Source organism: Thalassolituus sp. UBA3500, from assembly GCF_002377545.1.
In the GTDB taxonomy this organism is placed as follows: domain Bacteria; phylum Pseudomonadota; class Gammaproteobacteria; order Pseudomonadales; family Oceanobacteraceae; genus Thalassolituus.
The window spans coordinates 56,913-72,911 of record NZ_DFQB01000032.1; the positions used below are offsets into that span (position 1 = coordinate 56,913).

Annotated in this window: 19 protein-coding genes; 10 read left to right on the forward strand and 9 right to left on the reverse strand. The window is 49.0% G+C overall.

Going from position 1 to position 15,999, the window contains the following annotated elements; genetic code table 11:
• The first annotated feature begins 93 nt into the window (after nucleotides 1–93).
• The gene (locus tag B2R29_RS07755) at nucleotides 94–924 is read left to right on the forward strand and encodes a hypothetical protein (protein ID WP_301180517.1); all 831 of its coding nucleotides are present in this window, start codon (nucleotides 94–96) and stop codon (nucleotides 922–924) included.
• A gap of 78 nt (nucleotides 925–1,002) precedes the next feature.
• Here B2R29_RS07755 and B2R29_RS07760 read toward each other — a convergent pair whose 3' ends face one another.
• Nucleotides 1,003–1,212, reverse strand: coding sequence for a cold-shock protein (locus B2R29_RS07760; protein ID WP_068440070.1), 210 nt, complete (start codon nucleotides 1,210–1,212; stop codon nucleotides 1,003–1,005).
• Nucleotides 1,213–1,511: 299 nt separating this feature from the next.
• Nucleotides 1,512–2,351: an outer membrane protein assembly factor BamD gene (locus B2R29_RS07765; RefSeq protein ID WP_301180518.1), complete on the reverse strand. Its 840-nt coding sequence runs from the start codon at nucleotides 2,349–2,351 to the stop codon at nucleotides 1,512–1,514.
• 100 nt (nucleotides 2,352–2,451) lie between these two features.
• Between B2R29_RS07765 and rluD the strand changes: the two genes are divergently transcribed.
• The 7 genes from rluD to B2R29_RS07800 all read left to right on the forward strand — a co-directional run bounded on the left by rluD (nucleotide 2,452) and on the right by B2R29_RS07800 (nucleotide 10,981).
• A complete protein-coding gene (rluD, locus tag B2R29_RS07770; protein ID WP_301180519.1) occupies nucleotides 2,452–3,417 on the forward strand; it encodes a 23S rRNA pseudouridine(1911/1915/1917) synthase RluD in 966 nt (321 codons plus the stop codon).
• Nucleotides 3,417–4,157, forward strand: coding sequence for a peptidoglycan editing factor PgeF (pgeF, locus tag B2R29_RS07775; RefSeq protein WP_301180520.1), 741 nt, complete (start codon nucleotides 3,417–3,419; stop codon nucleotides 4,155–4,157). Before rluD ends, pgeF begins: the two co-directional genes overlap by 1 nt.
• A gap of 385 nt (nucleotides 4,158–4,542) precedes the next feature.
• Entirely contained in the window at nucleotides 4,543–6,267 is a 1,725-nt protein-coding gene (locus B2R29_RS07780) for an acetolactate synthase 3 large subunit (RefSeq protein ID WP_301180521.1), read from the forward strand.
• Between the two features lie 2 nt (nucleotides 6,268–6,269).
• Nucleotides 6,270–6,761 carry an acetolactate synthase small subunit gene (gene ilvN / locus B2R29_RS07785; RefSeq protein ID WP_297531337.1) on the forward strand — a complete coding sequence of 164 codons (492 nt, stop codon included), beginning with the start codon at nucleotides 6,270–6,272 and terminating at the stop codon, nucleotides 6,759–6,761.
• A 242-nt stretch (nucleotides 6,762–7,003) separates the two neighbouring features.
• Entirely contained in the window at nucleotides 7,004–8,155 is a 1,152-nt protein-coding gene (locus tag B2R29_RS07790; protein ID WP_301180522.1) for a hypothetical protein, read from the forward strand.
• 5 nt (nucleotides 8,156–8,160) lie between these two features.
• Entirely contained in the window at nucleotides 8,161–9,087 is a 927-nt protein-coding gene (locus tag B2R29_RS07795) for a hypothetical protein (RefSeq protein WP_301180523.1), read from the forward strand.
• 115 nt (nucleotides 9,088–9,202) lie between these two features.
• Nucleotides 9,203–10,981, forward strand: coding sequence for an ATP-dependent nuclease (locus B2R29_RS07800; protein ID WP_301180524.1), 1,779 nt, complete (start codon nucleotides 9,203–9,205; stop codon nucleotides 10,979–10,981).
• A 481-nt stretch (nucleotides 10,982–11,462) separates the two neighbouring features.
• Here the strand turns inward: B2R29_RS07800 and B2R29_RS07805 are convergent, their stop codons facing one another.
• The gene (locus B2R29_RS07805) at nucleotides 11,463–11,642 is read right to left on the reverse strand and encodes a DUF6435 family protein (RefSeq protein ID WP_301180525.1); all 180 of its coding nucleotides are present in this window, start codon (nucleotides 11,640–11,642) and stop codon (nucleotides 11,463–11,465) included.
• Nucleotides 11,643–11,801: 159 nt separating this feature from the next.
• Between B2R29_RS07805 and B2R29_RS07810 the strand changes: the two genes are divergently transcribed.
• Both B2R29_RS07810 and B2R29_RS07815 read left to right on the forward strand, forming a co-directional pair.
• Nucleotides 11,802–12,017 (forward strand): hypothetical protein, encoded by a 216-nt coding sequence (locus B2R29_RS07810; protein ID WP_301180526.1) that lies wholly within the window; start codon nucleotides 11,802–11,804, stop codon nucleotides 12,015–12,017.
• Nucleotides 12,018–12,088: 71 nt separating this feature from the next.
• Complete coding sequence (locus tag B2R29_RS07815) at nucleotides 12,089–12,424, forward strand: zinc ribbon domain-containing protein YjdM (protein ID WP_301180527.1); 336 nt, start codon at nucleotides 12,089–12,091, stop codon at nucleotides 12,422–12,424.
• 57 nt (nucleotides 12,425–12,481) lie between these two features.
• Here B2R29_RS07815 and B2R29_RS07820 read toward each other — a convergent pair whose 3' ends face one another.
• From B2R29_RS07820 to coq7, 6 genes are all read right to left on the reverse strand, one after another.
• Nucleotides 12,482–13,654 carry an AI-2E family transporter gene (locus tag B2R29_RS07820; RefSeq protein ID WP_301180528.1) on the reverse strand — a complete coding sequence of 391 codons (1,173 nt, stop codon included), beginning with the start codon at nucleotides 13,652–13,654 and terminating at the stop codon, nucleotides 12,482–12,484.
• Nucleotides 13,651–13,923 carry a hypothetical protein gene (locus B2R29_RS07825; protein WP_301180529.1) on the reverse strand — a complete coding sequence of 91 codons (273 nt, stop codon included), beginning with the start codon at nucleotides 13,921–13,923 and terminating at the stop codon, nucleotides 13,651–13,653. Before B2R29_RS07825 ends, B2R29_RS07820 begins: the two co-directional genes overlap by 4 nt.
• Nucleotides 13,880–14,332 carry a hypothetical protein gene (locus B2R29_RS07830; protein WP_301180530.1) on the reverse strand — a complete coding sequence of 151 codons (453 nt, stop codon included), beginning with the start codon at nucleotides 14,330–14,332 and terminating at the stop codon, nucleotides 13,880–13,882. Before B2R29_RS07830 ends, B2R29_RS07825 begins: the two co-directional genes overlap by 44 nt.
• On the reverse strand, nucleotides 14,329–14,637 hold the full coding sequence (locus tag B2R29_RS07835) for a hypothetical protein (protein WP_301180531.1): 309 nt from the start codon (nucleotides 14,635–14,637) through the stop codon (nucleotides 14,329–14,331). The genes B2R29_RS07830 and B2R29_RS07835 overlap by 4 nt, the downstream gene beginning before the upstream one ends.
• 255 nt (nucleotides 14,638–14,892) lie before the next feature.
• Nucleotides 14,893–15,129 carry a hypothetical protein gene (locus B2R29_RS07840; RefSeq protein WP_301180532.1) on the reverse strand — a complete coding sequence of 79 codons (237 nt, stop codon included), beginning with the start codon at nucleotides 15,127–15,129 and terminating at the stop codon, nucleotides 14,893–14,895.
• Between the two features lie 162 nt (nucleotides 15,130–15,291).
• Nucleotides 15,292–15,939 (reverse strand): 2-polyprenyl-3-methyl-6-methoxy-1,4-benzoquinone monooxygenase, encoded by a 648-nt coding sequence (coq7, locus tag B2R29_RS07845; protein ID WP_301180533.1) that lies wholly within the window; start codon nucleotides 15,937–15,939, stop codon nucleotides 15,292–15,294.
• Nucleotides 15,940–15,999 lie beyond the last annotated feature (60 nt).

Sequence of the window (15,999 nt, forward strand, 5' to 3'; positions counted from 1 at the left end):
GACAATTGACCTCGCTGCTTCGCCTCTCCATTCTCTTACGCGCACTGCCCAATTCTGAATAATCATTCTCAACCAAGGATATAAGGTATCTTCATGGCCGTAACACGTATTACCTCAAAACCTATCAACAATCGCTTGCTCAGATTCACTACCTTCAGCCTGCTGATGCTGATGGCGTCGTTCTCTTTCGCTCAGTCTAAAGTCGATCGTCTGATGGAGCTTTCAGGCATTCAGCATCAGCTGGAATCGCTGGGCCCGATGATGGCGTCAGGATTGTCTCCTGAAACCACTGGTATGAGCGACAGTGCTCTGAAAAAATCAGGGGATGTGCTCGCCACTGCATTTCGTGAGGAGAAACTCGCTGATCATGTTCGCGGTGAGCTGAAGTCCTCTCTTACCGATTCTGAAACAGAGACCATGCTCAAGTGGTATAGCTCTGACAAAGCTAAAAACATCACAGAAGCAGAAAATAATGCCACTCTGGTTCAGCCAGAAGTGCTCATGGGAGAAGTGCAGAAGCTTCAGGACAGAACAAAGCTTCTGTCGCTGGCGTCAGAGGTTGCTGAGCTGAGCAATGCCGCTGATATGTTGAAGGAATTTCAAAAGCGTATCGCGCTCTCTGTGTATGCCGCTGTGTCTGCCAAGCAGAACCCCGAAGAGCCGATGGATTTTGACGCAATAGAACCAGTGATTGATGCTCAGCTACAGGCGGTGAGTGGACAGATGGATCAGATGGTCGTTGCTTATATGATATACGCCTGGAAAGACATCCCAGAAGCCGACCTTGAAGAGTATGTCGCAGTATTGCGCACCGATGCTGGCCGCAATTTCACTCAGGCTTCGACAGCATCTATGCTGAACGCGATGAACCTGGCTTTTTCTGACGCGATGCATAATCTGGCGGATATCTGGAGCGAGGAGTAATCCTCCTCCGCTTTTCTACGGTTATAAAAAAAGCGCAGTCGGTGTCCCGACTGCGCTTTTCTATGCATCTCGTTCTGATTACAGAGCGACGATGTTCTCAGCCTGAGGGCCTTTCTGACCTTGAGTTACGGTGAACTCAACACGCTGGCCTTCAGCCAGAGTTTTAAAGCCAGAACCAGTGATCGCGCTGAAGTGAGCGAAAACGTCAGGGCCAGATTCCTGCTCGATGAAGCCGAAACCTTTAGATTCGTTGAACCATTTTACTGTGCCAGTTGTTTTATCAGACATAATTTGTACCTTTCGGATTGTATTCAGTGGTGTCCCGCACGACTCTAAATCACGCTGAGGACGATAAAGCATGAAATAAGGCTGAACTTAGAAACTACAAACCGAGGTATTACAGCTAACTGACATCGAGATGGAGTATTTAGACAGGAGACTTTCTTTCTTGCCGCACGAACTATGGGCCGGGATGGACTTTCTGTCAATAAATATTGGCTAAAGAGTGCGTTAGGGTAACAAAAAATTCACTTTTCCTGCCAGCTGAGAGGAAAGTCAGGCTGGCAGGGCCAAAAACATCGGGATAATCAGTCGATCAGGCCAAAGCTGATGATGTTCCAGAAGCTGCGACGATCAACATCTGCCAGCCCACTTTCTTTGAGTTGGCCGTCCACCAGTTGAGGGTGGTCTGGGTAGTTGAGCTTAAGCAGAGCAAGAGATTTCTCAGCCAGTTCGTCCATTTCAAGGAGCTGATAGGCTTCGGTCATAATTGCCAGCGCATCTTCAACATAGGGTGTCTTCTGGTAGTGAATCAGAACTTCTTCGCAGCGGTTCGCAGCCGCCAGATAGGCATGACGCTTCATATAATATTTGGCGACATTGATCTGGTAGCTGGCCAGGCGTTCACGCAGGTAGATCATCCGGGCGCGGGCGTCGGCGTTGTATTCGCTGTCAGGGAAGCGGCGCAGCAATTCAGAGAAATACGCGAATGAGTCCTGCAGAGGCACCGGATTACGGTACTCTGTTTCGTCACTCAGGTAACGTTCAACGAACGCAAAACCCAGCTCATAGGTTGCCAGACCACGCATGTAATAGGCGTAGTCGACCTTCGGGTGTTGCGGGTGCAGACGGATGAAACGCTCTGATTTTGCCAGAACGCCTTCCATGTCAGACATCTTGAAGCTGACATAAATCAGCTCAAGCTGGGCATGTTCAGCGTACTGACCAAACGGGTACTCGCTTTCCAGTCGCTTCAGGCGGTCTTCGGCGATGAGCATGTTGTCGTCGTCGATGGCCTCGCGGGCTTCGTCGTAGTATTCAGCTTCGGTACGGACTTCACGTTCAGGATTCGAAGAGCAGGCGCTCAGACCGGCTGAAAGAAAAGAGGCTGTGATCAGTGCCAACAGGATGGACTTTATGGAGTGCATTCTCATACATCTATATAATTTCGCGATACGCCGTATTAGAACACACCTGCGCGTCATCATCATCCGTCGCGCACATTCACAGGTTTACTACAGGGTTAATATGTCTGATCAGATAGATCACACCGTCGAGGTCCCGTTCGACGAGGGGAACAAACGCCTGGATCAGGTGGCTGCGAAGCTGTTTCCTGATTACTCGCGCTCACGCCTGCAACAATGGATTAAAGATGGCCAGTTGCTGGTGAACGGAAAGTCCGTGCGCGGGCGCGACAAGCTTGTCGGGGGCGAGACCCTGACCTTAAAAGCTGAGCTTGAAGCAGAAGGCGAGTGGCAGGCCGAAGACATCCCACTGGATATTGTTTACGAAGACGACGATATTCTGGTCCTGAACAAGCCCACCAACCTGGTCGTTCATCCTGCGGCAGGCAACCGCACCGGTACGTTACTCAATGGTCTGCTGTTTCACTGCCCGGATCTGATCAATATCCCACGCGCGGGCATTGTTCACCGCCTCGACAAAGACACCACCGGTCTGATGGTGGTGGCAAAAACACTGCAAGCTCAGACGCATCTTGTTGCTCAATTGCAGGACCGCAGCATGGGACGTGAGTATGAGGCGGTAGTGCAGGGGCACATGGTGGCGGGCGGTACAGTCGATGAACCGATTGGTCGGCACGGTACTCAGCGTACGAAAATGGCTGTTAGCCCCATGGGCAAAGATGCCACCACGCATTATCGCGTGTTACATAAATTTCCGTCGCACACCTATATCCGCTGCAAGCTGGAAACGGGCCGTACCCACCAGATTCGTGTGCACATGTCGCACATCAGTCATCCGCTTGTCGGTGATGCGACTTACGCTGCGCGAACCCGCCTTAAAAAGGGTGTCAGCCCTGAGCTGCGGGAAATGCTGGCGAAATTCCCGCGGCAGGCACTGCACGCTAAAGCACTCACGCTGATCCATCCGCGAACAGAAGAAATCATGGAGTGGGAAATCGAGCTGCCGGATGACTTTATTGAACTGCTCAATACATTGGCCGACGACGAAGCTCAGCAGGACATCTATTAATGATTGACCTGCACCAACCCGAATGGCGACTCCCGGAAGGCGTGCATGCCAGTTATACGGGGCGTCGGGGTGGTGTATCTCTGCCTCCGTATCACGGGTTTAATCTCGGCGATCACGTAGGGGATCTGCCTGAAGCCGTGGAAGCGAACAGAGCTGCTTTACTTAACGCCTTGCCTGGAGCACGAGCCATTCAATGGCTGAAACAGGTTCATGGTATTGAGGTCATCAAGGCGGCGGGGACGACCGTCGATAGGGTACCAGAGGCGGATGCGGTCATGACGGGTGAGCCAGGGATTGTTTGCGCAGTGATGACGGCCGACTGCCTGCCGGTACTTTTCTGCGATCAAAAAGGGACACAAGTCGCCGCCGCGCACGCGGGTTGGCGAGGGCTGGCGGCGGGCGTTCTGCTCGAAACTCTGAATACCTTTGAAGAGCCATCAAAGGTAAGTGCTTACTTATGTCCTGCGATTGGCCCCGAAGCGTTTGAGGTAGGGCCAGAAGTAAAGGCGGCGTTTGCTGAGGCTCCCGACGTTTGCTTTCACAAAGGGCACCATGACCGTTGGTACGCAGACTTGTATGAGCTTGCCCGCTGGCAGCTGATGCAGGCCGGTGTGGGGGAGGTTCTGGGCGGAAAACACTGCACGTTTTCAGAGCCTGAGCAGTACTTCTCGTACCGGCGGGATGGTGTCACAGGACGTCAGGCCAGCATGATCTGGATTGAGTCGTCACCGGCGTCATAAACCCCAGGTAAAAACACCGTTGCCATAACCTTACTAAATACCATGATAAAACCGGCCTGAGCCTTGATTTTACAGGGGTTTGGTGGTTCACACGTGCGACATCTGCTGTTAGAATAAACGCCATAAATGACAGCTTGCCCAATGCTACACACCCGGAGCGTGGTAAGTGTCATACATGGCCTTTGATGCGGTTACCCCCCGTGTCCGGCCCTGACCCCGGCTTCCTGGACCAGGTACCCGGTATCTGATGACGAACTAAGAGTGACTCATCCAGCCTTTTAAGGGATTGCCCCAACGGTTCCGTTTGAGCTGTTGTTGGTGCAGACCCGACTCGAACATACGTAACTCGTGCTCAACGACGAGCACAAGAACAGAGGATTTTACGGTGGAATTAATTTCCGGCGGAGACATGCTGGTTCGTGCACTTCACGAAGCAGGTGTTGAATACGTTTATGGTTATCCGGGCGGTTCGCTGCTTCACGTCTACGACTCGCTGTACAAGCAGAGCGCGGTGAAGCACGTACTCGTCCGTCATGAGCAGGCTGCTGCTCACATGGCTGATGGTTATGCGCGCGCAACGGGTAAAGCGGGCGTGGTGATGGTTACTTCGGGTCCTGGCGCAACAAACACCATTACGGGTATTGCGACAGCGTTCACCGACTCCATCCCTATGGTCGTTATTTCCGGTCAGGTAATGAGTCACCTTGTGGGTGATGATGCATTCCAGGAAACCGACATGCTGGGTGTCTCGCGTCCTATCGTTAAGCACAGCTTCGCGGTTCGTCGTCCTGAAGATATTCCAGAGATCGTTGCCAAAGCATTCTACATTGCCAGCACCGGTCGCCCTGGCCCGGTTGTGATCGATATTCCGAAAGATATGACGATGCCGAACGAACGTTATGAGTACGTCTATCCGAAGAAAATTAAAATGCGTTCTTACACGCCGCCACAGCGTGGTCACTCCGGTCAGATTAAAAAGGCCGTTGAGTTGCTGTTGGCTGCTAAGCGCCCGGTAATCTATTCCGGTGGTGGTGTCATCATTGATGGCAGCTCTGACAAACTGCGCGCTCTGGTAGATCGCCTGAACTTCCCATGCACCAACACCCTGATGGGGCTGGGTGCGTATCCGGGGACTGGCGAGCGCTTTATCGGCATGCTCGGCATGCATGGTTCTTATGAAGCGAACATGACCATGCATAACGCAGACGTGGTTATCTGTATTGGTGCGCGCTTCGATGACCGCGTAACCAACGCAACGAACAAATTCTGCCCGGATGCGAAAATCATCCACGTAGACATTGATCCATCATCAATCTCTAAAACCATCATTGCTGATGTGCCGATTGTTGGCCCAGTAGGCGCGGTTCTGGATGAAATGATGGCACTGCTGGATGAAGCAGGTGAAACGCCAGATGCAGAAGCACTGGAAACCTGGTGGAAGCAGATCAACGAATGGCGTGAGCGTCATGGCGGACGTTACGAGAAAAACGACAGCCAGCTGATGAAGCCACAAGAAGTGATCGAAGCCATGTGGACGGCCACCAAAGGTGATGCCTTCATCACCTCTGACGTGGGTCAGCACCAGATGTTTGCAGCGCAGTACTACAAGTTCGACAAGCCAAACCGTTGGATCAACTCCGGTGGTCTGGGCACCATGGGCTTTGGTTTCCCGGCGGCAATGGGCATCAAAATGAACTTCCCGGACGACATGGTTGTGTGTGTTACCGGTGAAGGTTCTATTCAGATGAACATCCAGGAACTGTCGACCTGTCTGCAGTACGGCATCCCGGTGAAAATCCTGTGTCTGAACAACGGCTCACTGGGCATGGTTCGCCAGTGGCAGGACATGAACTACGAAGGTCGTCACTCACACTCCTACATGGAGTCACTGCCTGACTTCGTTAAGCTGGTAGAAGCGTATGGCCACGTGGGTATCCGTGTGACCGATCGCGATCAGTTGCCACAAGCGCTTGAAGACACCTTCGGCAAGTACAACGACCGTCTGGTATTCCTCGACGTAGCAGTTGATGAAACCGAACACGTATATCCAATGCAGGTGCCAACCGGCTCCATGCGTGATATGTGGCTGAGCAAGACGGAGCGTACCTGATCATGAGACACATTATTTCAATCCTGCTTGAAAACGAGCCAGGTGCTTTGTCCCGCGTTGTTGGTCTGTTTGCACAGCGCGGCTACAACATCGAAACCTTAACGGTCGCGCCAACAGAAGACGAAACCCTGTCGCGCATGACCATGACCACCACCGGCGACGAGCGCAAGATCGAACAGATCACCAAGCAGCTCAACAAACTGGTAGAAGTGGTTAAGCTGGTTGACCTGTCAGAAGGCCCGCACATTGAACGCGAGCTGATGCTGATAAAAGTCAAAGCGATTGGTGCACAGCGCGCTGAAATCAAACGTACGGCTGACATCTTCCGCGGCCAGATCGTTGACGTCAGTCCAAGTGTGTACACCATCCAGCTGACCGGCACGAGCGACAAGCTTGAAGCCTTCATCGAATCCATCGGTGCTGGCTGTGTACTCGAAACCGTACGTACTGGTGTATCTGGTATCGCACGTGGTGAGAAAGTACTGAGTCTCTGATGTAGGGTGTGCACTGCGCACCTCTTAAATTATCGACTCACAGAAAGGGCCTTCGGGCCCTTTTTTGTTGCTCTGTTTTTTGCCTGCACACCTGAAAATCATCACGTAGGGTGGGCATTGCCCACCGTTACTTTTCAACCACCAGAGTGCTTTTCACCCGAATAAACAAAAGGTATCCTGTGAACAAACATTAAATGGACGCTTGGCGGTCATCCTACTGACCCGATACAAAGGATTGCTTGATGAACCTCGTAAAAACTCCTGACGGCCTGCAACTGAATACGCCAGGAATTGGTAAGCCTGTCGTATTTACCCCAAACACTGAAAAAGATGCTCTGATTTTGCAAAAAGCAGCAAAAGAAGGGTATTACTATCCCTTGCTTGCTTTGAAACATCTTGCCGCCTTATCAACAGGACTGACAGGTAAAAACAACGTTTTTATTCCTAACATCAACGACTTTAAAACGAACAGTCTTCAACAGGTTGTCGTTTATGTTCCGGGTATTGCTGCCATGGTGGAGCGTCGCCCTGATGACGTACTGGCAATTACTCGCCTCGACTTGAGCGATGAGTATATGGCGATAGAGAAAGGCAGTCGGCAAAAGCCAGGTGTATATAGTGTTACGCGTGAGAGAGATAGTGTTGAGGCTAAGTACAGGCAGAATCGTCGTATTCAGGCCCAAAATGATCGTAGAGTCGTTATTTCTGATACTACTTTCGCCTTGCCGAAAGATGCTGCTGATAGGGCGGCAAGGGAATTAGATCAGTTGTTCGGTAGTAGTGCAGCTTTAAAATGCGATTTCGACCTTTTCTATTCGCCACTTGGATGTGATCTGAAAGGTATGCGAAATTATAATGCTGCCATGGTTCGGCAGACCTATGGGTATGCGGGATTGCTGGCCGATGTTATCGAGAAATCTAAAGGTCAGAAAGGTGTGGAATGGACATCTCAACGTGGCGGTTCGGTTGTACTGACTCAAGCATTGACTGCTCTAGCGAGTAAAGGAGTCACCTTCAATGAACAGAACCATATCGTAAAAATGTGTTGGGCAACATCTGATCCTAAGCAAACATTGAGCGCGGTGAATCATCTGGGCATGATCGCGGATAAAGACTTGTTGAGAAGTAATAGCCATGTTCGTGCGACGTTAAGTGCCACGATAGGCAATGCGCAACGCGCTGCTGATCGATCTGATCCGTACAACTGGGATGATTATGGTCGTGAGTTAGCCAATGGCACTATGACTGCCAATACAATTATAGGTATTGGTGCCCTCGGTGGTGGTCTGGCAACGGGTTCACCGCTTCTGGCGACTGTTGGTACTATTACAGGGGGAATTGGAGCATTGCAGTTTGCCTATAAAACAATTAAAGAGCGACTAGGACGAGGATGAATCTCATGCTTGGTTGGTTAAAATTCTTCCCGTTTGCTTACACGCAAGGTGCAGTTAGAAATGCAACAGAGATTCGTGGGCCATATTTTTCTAAACCAAGGCTCAATAAGTGGATATTCGGAGATGTGAATTTCTACTTTGACGCTCCTTGGGCAAATCCCGTGTTCGGCTTTGGTGGTGATTTTTGGTCTGTGGATGCAATTAAGCCTGGTGGTCGGGATATATTAAAAATTCAGTATCTTGAAAGAGTATATGGTCGAGGGCCAGGCCCCGTTGATGCCTGGATTAAAGAACGATTTTATGAAAATACCTGGTACTTTGTCGGGCAGTGGTTTTCTGGGCGAAAATCAAGATTAACCATGCGGGGAATTCTGAATACGGTCGCTGATGACTCACAATTTAAAGGGTTGAGCCTTTTTCATCCGCGAGTATTTGAATCTGCTATCGCAGACTATTTTGACCATAGTCACGGTTACAAACGATCGGGTAAACGTCCTGATTGTCGTGCTCCATTAAATTGGAGGCTATTGCCGTTATCAGACAGTGTTCAGGGAGTGAAATTTGACCTGCACTATATAGCTAATGGTGGGAAAGATAATCCAGAATTAGTAAGGGTGGTAGCATTCCCGATTAGTTCAAGTCAGTTTGTTATTATCTATTTTGATATGACAGCACTGCTTCTTCACGATGAAATAACGACGAAGCCAACGATGGCACTGTGCGATTCAATTATTGAGTCGATGAGCCTTAAGGTGGGAAAGAAGACGCTTTCAGAGTGGGAAAAGGTGAAAGACAATTGCCCGGATATGTCTCTGGCTGAAACCATGGGTGAGTATCAATGGCCGTTGTTTGAAGAGAAACCTTCAAAAAAACCGAAGGAGAGAGATATTACATCTATGCATGGACAGGACTGGATCGAGAATAAGTCATAGTAGAAGAGTTATATGCTCGTTTTTCTGGAAGGGAGGTTTGAGTTATGGAAGATTCTTCAATCAGTTCAAAGAGTTATCCAGGAAACCTCGAAAGAGTATCCCAGGATAAACGCGCATGCATACTAATAAGCTGGTAGTTTCTACAGGATGCACAAGGATTGAGATGAAGTTTGATAGCCTAAGAATTAGGAATTTCCGTACTCTAGGAAGTGAGCAATTTGTTGATTTGAGTAATGGCCTTACAATAGTTGGTCCAAATAGCAGTGGAAAGACCAACATTCTAAAAGCCATAGAAATGATATTTACCGGCTATGATAATGTGTTGGAGTACGAAGCTAAGCGAGATCTGACTTTTGGGATAACTTCAGGGCAAACAAGCCTTGTCGCAAGCTTTACTGGAGATAGAGAAGCAGACAAAGACTTTTTTGAGCTGTACGATGAATTAAACACAATGTTAGAGGAGCCAAAAGAAGTTGGCTCTAGCTTTTCCTTATATTTATCATTTGCAAAGTCGGGAAAACCGTTGTATAGATTTTTCTCTAATGAAAAGATGAAGAAGGAGTTTCAGGCACAGTTTTCAAGAAAACAAATTACCGCAGTAAACATCTTGTTAGAAAAGTTTGTATGTCACTATGTTCCGTCATCTAAGAGTATTGCCGATTTATACTCAACCTTGCTTCTTCCTTTCATTAAACGCTCTGTAACCCGTGTTCTGTCTGATAAAGTATCTGAAATAAATAACAACCTATCTGACATATCAAGTGCTCTTGATACTCAATTAGAAGTCGCAGGCCTTTCACATATTAAGTCTCATTTTGGCTTGCCTAGTAATTCAATGGAGCAACTAATAGATCGATTTGAGTTCCACCTATCAGATCCAAATAAAACAAGTATTGATAGAAAAGGCATGGGCATTCAAGCATCTGCAATACTGGCTTCTTTTTTATGGATAACGAAAGAAGAGTTGAAGTTGAAAAAAAGTACAATATGGCTCATCGAAGAGCCTGAATCGTACCTCCATCCTCAATTGGCAGAATCTTGTCATAAGATGCTTGAACAATTGCGTAGTGAGTCTCTATTGGTGACAACAACTCATTCTCTGGGCTTCGTTGCACAAGATCCAAGAAAAGTAGTTGGAACAGAACTCAATAATAACCAAACACGTATTATCCAGTATAAATCTTATGTTGAAGCCACTTCTTCAATTCGGAATGCTTTAGGAGTTAGGTTTAGCGACTACTATAATTTGGGATTATTAAATGTATTTGTAGAGGGAAAGTCAGATCGCGAAACATTCCAATGGTTTTTAAAATTGGTCAAGCCTGATGGCGATGGTAATTATAATTGGCCTTGTGTAAGAAATTCGGAGTTTTTAGATTTCACTGGTGTTTCTGGTATGGAAGGCTTTATGAAAGCCACATACGAATTTATAGCAAACGAAAGACCTGTTGTAACTATTTTAGATGGCGATCCCGCGGGAGATAAGACCAGAAGAAATCTACAAGGTTATCTTGGCAACAAAAAGATACCATTTCATGCAAATAAAGACTTCATCAGTCTTCATACCGGCTTTTCACTGGAAGGGCTTTTTCCTCATGAATGGATTGTTGAAGCACAAGGTAGCAATCCAGATTGGTTTGGAGATGATTATTCGGTTGACGTTGAAGGGAAACTACAACCATTTAGTATGAAGAACGAGAAAAGCAAAATTCAATTGAGAACCTATCTAATTGATAAGGCAAACGAGCAAGAAGATCTAAGCTGGACTACCCGATTTACTCAGGTATTTGACACGCTTGAGACAGCTCTATCGGAAAGCTATAAGAGAGTTTATGGCCTGGAATTCGAAACTAACAAGTCAATGCAGCCGATCGCTGACGCGTCGGCTGATTGAGGCGTTAGAAGGTAATGATGAAACCTTGGATAATTGAAAAACCATTGATGATGCTGAATGGGAGATACTCTGATTTTGATGGCGTACTCGTCAAATTAATTTATACAGCGATGGGTACTGGGGCTATAGGCTCGGTTCTTAGCGGTATACATCCGTTGTTTATTCTGCCTTGTTTTATCGTGGCTCTACTTCTGGTTCCAATCTGTTTTGTCTTTCAGTCTGTCGCCAGGCGCTACGAGCAAGACGAACCCCACTATCAGGCGTCCAGAAGTAAAATCCGTGCCGTATTTCACTACTTGTGGGTTATCGGTGTATACCTATGGGTAGTCTTTTGGGTAGTGATTTTTTGTAGAGCTGTCTTGAGTATATACGTTGGGCAAAGGCTCTGATAAGCCGCTTTAGATCAGTAGTGAACTTGCCTTAACCAAACAGACACGAAAATTATACTGACCAGGTGCGCGATATCTACGAACCCGTTGCGTTACTTCCCCTCAGACTCTTCCATCTCCTGAATCTTCTTATAAATCTCCTCGGCCTCCGTCGATAACTTAGAGTAAGTGCGGATGTCGCCACCCCTTTGCGCATGCATCGCCTGTTCAAGCAGGATGGCGTGTTGTTTTCTGAGTTTCTTAGTCGGGTCGCTTTTCAAGAATGAGAACATGCATGACTCCAGAGAGGTAAGTCAGTGAGTTAAGTCGCTCCATTGTGTACGAGAAGGGGGCATAAAATCCAGAACTTATACGTAAGTTGTACAAATTGAGGGGGATTACTCCGATAGCTATAATCGCCGCCTCTTCACGTTATTCAGGTTCTGTTCAGTATGTTGTTTTTCCCGATCCAGCAAGAGCTGGACTGCATTAGTGAGCGTGGTGTGATTCTGGGCAAGATTCGGTTTGATGATGCAAAGGGGAAGCACATCTTCTATCAGCCCGATGATGTCGTTGAGGTAACGGTAGTAGAGCAGGCGGCTATCAATGAGCGGTTAGCTGGCCTGGATGCCGGTACCTACGGCATCCCGATGCAGGATGACGATTGAGACCCCATACCGTTTGTAGGGCTATTCGGGTATACTCCGGCCTCCTTAAAATTCGATAAGAAGTGTTCATTATGTCTTTGCCTCCATGCCCTAAGTGCCAGTCTGAATACGTTTATGAAGATCAGGCGAACCTGGTGTGCCCTGAATGCGGTCACGAGTGGAATCCGTCGGACAATAGCGATGACGATGCGTTTGTCGTGCGTGACTCGAACGGCAAGGTGCTGGAAGTAGGCGATCAGATCACTCTGATCAAAGATCTGAAGGTGAAAGGTTCATCGCAGCCGCTGAAGATCGGTTCTAAAACCACGATTCGTCGCATTGTTGAAGGCAAAGATCACGAGCTGGACTGTAAGTTTGCCGGTGCGGGCGAGATTATGGTGACTGCTAAGTTCGTCAAGAAAGCCTGATATTTAACACCGGGCGGCTTTTGCTCGCCCGGTATTCCCTTCAGCCCGCTATCCTCATCAGCCGGGTGTTTCTATCAGCTTCACCCATCTTGATAGTACGTTCAGGCGTGCCGCTGCCAGCTTCAGGCAAACCAGTAGGGGGACGGCGATCAATACGCCGACGGCGCCCCACATCCACCCCCAGAGTATCAGCCAGAGAATCAGTATCAGCGGATTCAGCCTCATATTATGGCCGAGTACCGTGGGTGTAATGAACTGCGCCTCAATGGTGTTAATCGCAAAGAAGATCAGTGGTGGCATCGTTGCCATCCAGCCCGCACCGTACTGAACAATGCCTGCCAGGTAGAGTACGAACATTCCGGCAATCGGGCCGACGTAGGGCGCGAAGTTCAGCAGGGCGACCATTACCCCCCATAGCAATGCATCCTGTACTCCAGCAGCCCAGAGTGCGGCTCCTGTGACTATGCCTAAACACGTATTGATAACGCTCACGGTCAGTATGTACCGTGATAGCTCACGCTGAACCTCATTAAGCAGAGAGTCCGCCGCCTGTTTATCCTGCTTCTGGCTGAAGCTGCTCATAAAACTGGAGTAGAGCAAAGGGCCGAACACCAGCATGAAAACAACAAGTATCAGAAAGGTGAAGAACTGAGTCAGCATCACAGGTGTGGCTCCCAGTACCTGAATCATCAACTCAATACCGCCTTGCTTGAAGCGGTCAGATACCGCGTTCTGATCAGGTTCTGGTTCGGGTTTTGGCGGTTCGGGTTCATCTTTGCTGAACCAGCCGAACCAACCGCCGCTCTCTTTCTCTTTGACGGGAGTCTGTGGCTGTTGTTCGGTCGGTGATAGTTTCTCACTGATTTCGTCGAGTTCGGCGGTCAATTGATTAGATAGTTCTGGAATGCGTTCAGCCCAGCGCTCTGCAGGCTCTACCAGTTGCATGCCGAGTAAGGTGAAAGGAACACCTAGCATGGCGAGCAGTAACAGTGCCGAGAAGGATCGAGGCACGTAGAAGCGCTTGAGTAGTCTGACTACGGGGCTGAGAAGCAAGGCAAACAGCGCCGCCACTATGATGGGCAGAAATAGTGTTTGGGCAAAATATAAGGTATAGAAAACGACAAACGCCGTGAGCCAGTACATCACCATTTGCATTGATGTCAGCCGCTTCTTTTCTGGCGGTGTGTTTTCTTCAGTTGCCTGAGGATGCAACTGTTTAAGTTGACTCATTCACCGCCACCAAATTGTTGGCCCAGTGCGAAGGCATCGCGTGTGAAAGGAACAAGTTGGCTGCCTTTGATGCTTAATGCAGAAAGACGAGCAGGGCCAAGAAAACCCACAAGTGCACCCGCGACGGCGCCGGTGCCTATTAACCAGACAGGCGGAACCTGTTTCAGTGTGTCGTGTGAATCTTTGGCTAACACGCCGATGGCTTTGGTTCTGAGTGTCAGTTGTTCATCGAGTTGATCGAGTTGGTTGATCAGAGTCTGACGCTTCACCGGATACCTCCTGTACGAGTCGACGTGCCTGTGATTTGGTGCGTCTGAAGCCGATACCGCTGCGAAAACGTTTTCTCAGTGATAGCAATGTGGCACAGAGCGAAAACTGAAGCAGAGTGACACCCGAGATTGCCCATGTTACCGACCCAGAGACGCTGTAAATCGTCCAGGCAATCAAGCCGCTGAAAGAAATCCAGGCCAGAATAATGGCAGGTACGATGGCTAACCATGTAATGAGTAATCTTCGAGTATCGTCGACCGTCAGCTGCATTTCGAGCCTGAATATTTCAGACAATTCTTTTGCAGCGGTTGTGGTCTGGCCAGACAGCGCTGACAGTTGTTCTGTCAGCGCCTGAGCGAGAGCTTCCTGTTCGCTCTTTTCTGGCTTTTTATCGCTTTCGTGGTTCATTTACGCGAAAGAACCTTTGATGCCAGAAAGCCTGCAGCAAATGCGATACCGGCGGTCACCAGCGGCTTGTCTTTCATGTAGCCAGTGGCCTGGTCGGCAAGTTCTGATGCTTTGTCTTTGCCTTTCAGTAGCTGTTCGGTGGCGTCATTTTTTACATCAACACCGGCTGATTCTGCTGCAACTTTAAAGTGATTTTTGGCATCGATCAGCTTGTTGTAGGCCTCTGATACTGCCTCACGACTTGCGGCTAGCTCTTCTTGCTTATCGGCAGAATTATTCGCTGATTTTGAGTTTGCAGTAGCCATAAAACGTCTCCTTTTTGAGGATGATTTCGGGATATTCCCGGCGGTGCAGTCTCTTGCTGCTTATTTTGTGACTGAGCGTTTGGCAAAGAGTTCAGGAAATTTTTGTAGGGTGGGTTTTCTGAAGGGAGTAGGAGTAGCAAAAAGTATTAAAGAAAAAGCTGTCATTCAGGCTGTTATCACGTTTTTTCTAACGGTAAACAGCGCTGCTTCAGGGGACTGATCACGGGTCGGTTTACTGAGAGTAGGGCTGGGGGTTTATTCTTCGTCCCGCTCCAGAAATGCGAAGCTCATAAAGCTGCTGAAGAAGAATATTCCAAGAATCGCAGCGACATTTTCTGCGGCCAACATCAGAACGCCACTGATGATCCAGCCTGTTTTTACTTGCTCCAGGCGCTTGCGATAGGTCTCAGTTCGGGTCCATTCAATGTCTGGGTGATTTTCAGGTACTTTATAAAACCGGCGGATCTTACTGATCAGGTTGAACGATGGCATCTCTCTCTCCCGCTTGTCTCTTTTCAGAGTAGGTTCACTTTTCAGCGTAGGCCATATGACAAGTGTTTACAGAAGAGATGCAGCTATACAGCTATTTGTTCTATTAACCGGGGAGTGATAGATGCCCCACTTCTGAACCAAAGTGGGGCAGGAAGGGACGGGTCAGACCCGGTAAGTGGCCTTGGTCATGACTTTTGAAAGAGCCGTCATTCCAAGTTTTACCGGCAGTGGAAAGCGTGCTCCGCCGGCTTCAATGGCGCTGGTCGCGTGTTTTGCTTCGTCTTCGAGCATCTGCAGTAATACAGCTTTGCTCTTCTCGTCCTGCGTTGGCAGCGAGGTCATGTGTTTGCTCAGATGGCTACAGACCTGCTCTTCGGTGGCGGCAACAAAGCCGAGGCTGACTTTATCGCTGATTTTGCCAGCGATGGCACCAATGCCGAAGGAGAGGGCATAAAACGCAGGATTCAGGCGACTGGTGTGGCTGCCGAGATCTTTAATGCGTTCTTCGCACCAGACCAGGTGATCGATTTCTTCATCCGCCGCTTCTTCCATGGCCTCACGCACTTCTGGCAGCTTTGCGGTTAACGCCTGACCCTGGTACAGGGCCTGTGCACAGACTTCGCCGGTATGATTAATACGCATCAACCCGGCAGCGTGCTGTCGTTCCTGCTCTGACAGTTCACTGTACTCACGACTTTGCGCAGGCGAAGCTCGCTCAGCGGTGGCCGCGCCGGGAACCAGCGTTCTCAGCGCCTGGTCGGCATTGGTGATGAGTTTATCGAACAGAGAAAATTGTCGTTTGGCGGTCATGAAGGTCACCTTCTTTGAATCTGGTGACCATTTTACCCTATTGAGTGCAGCCCTGCATGA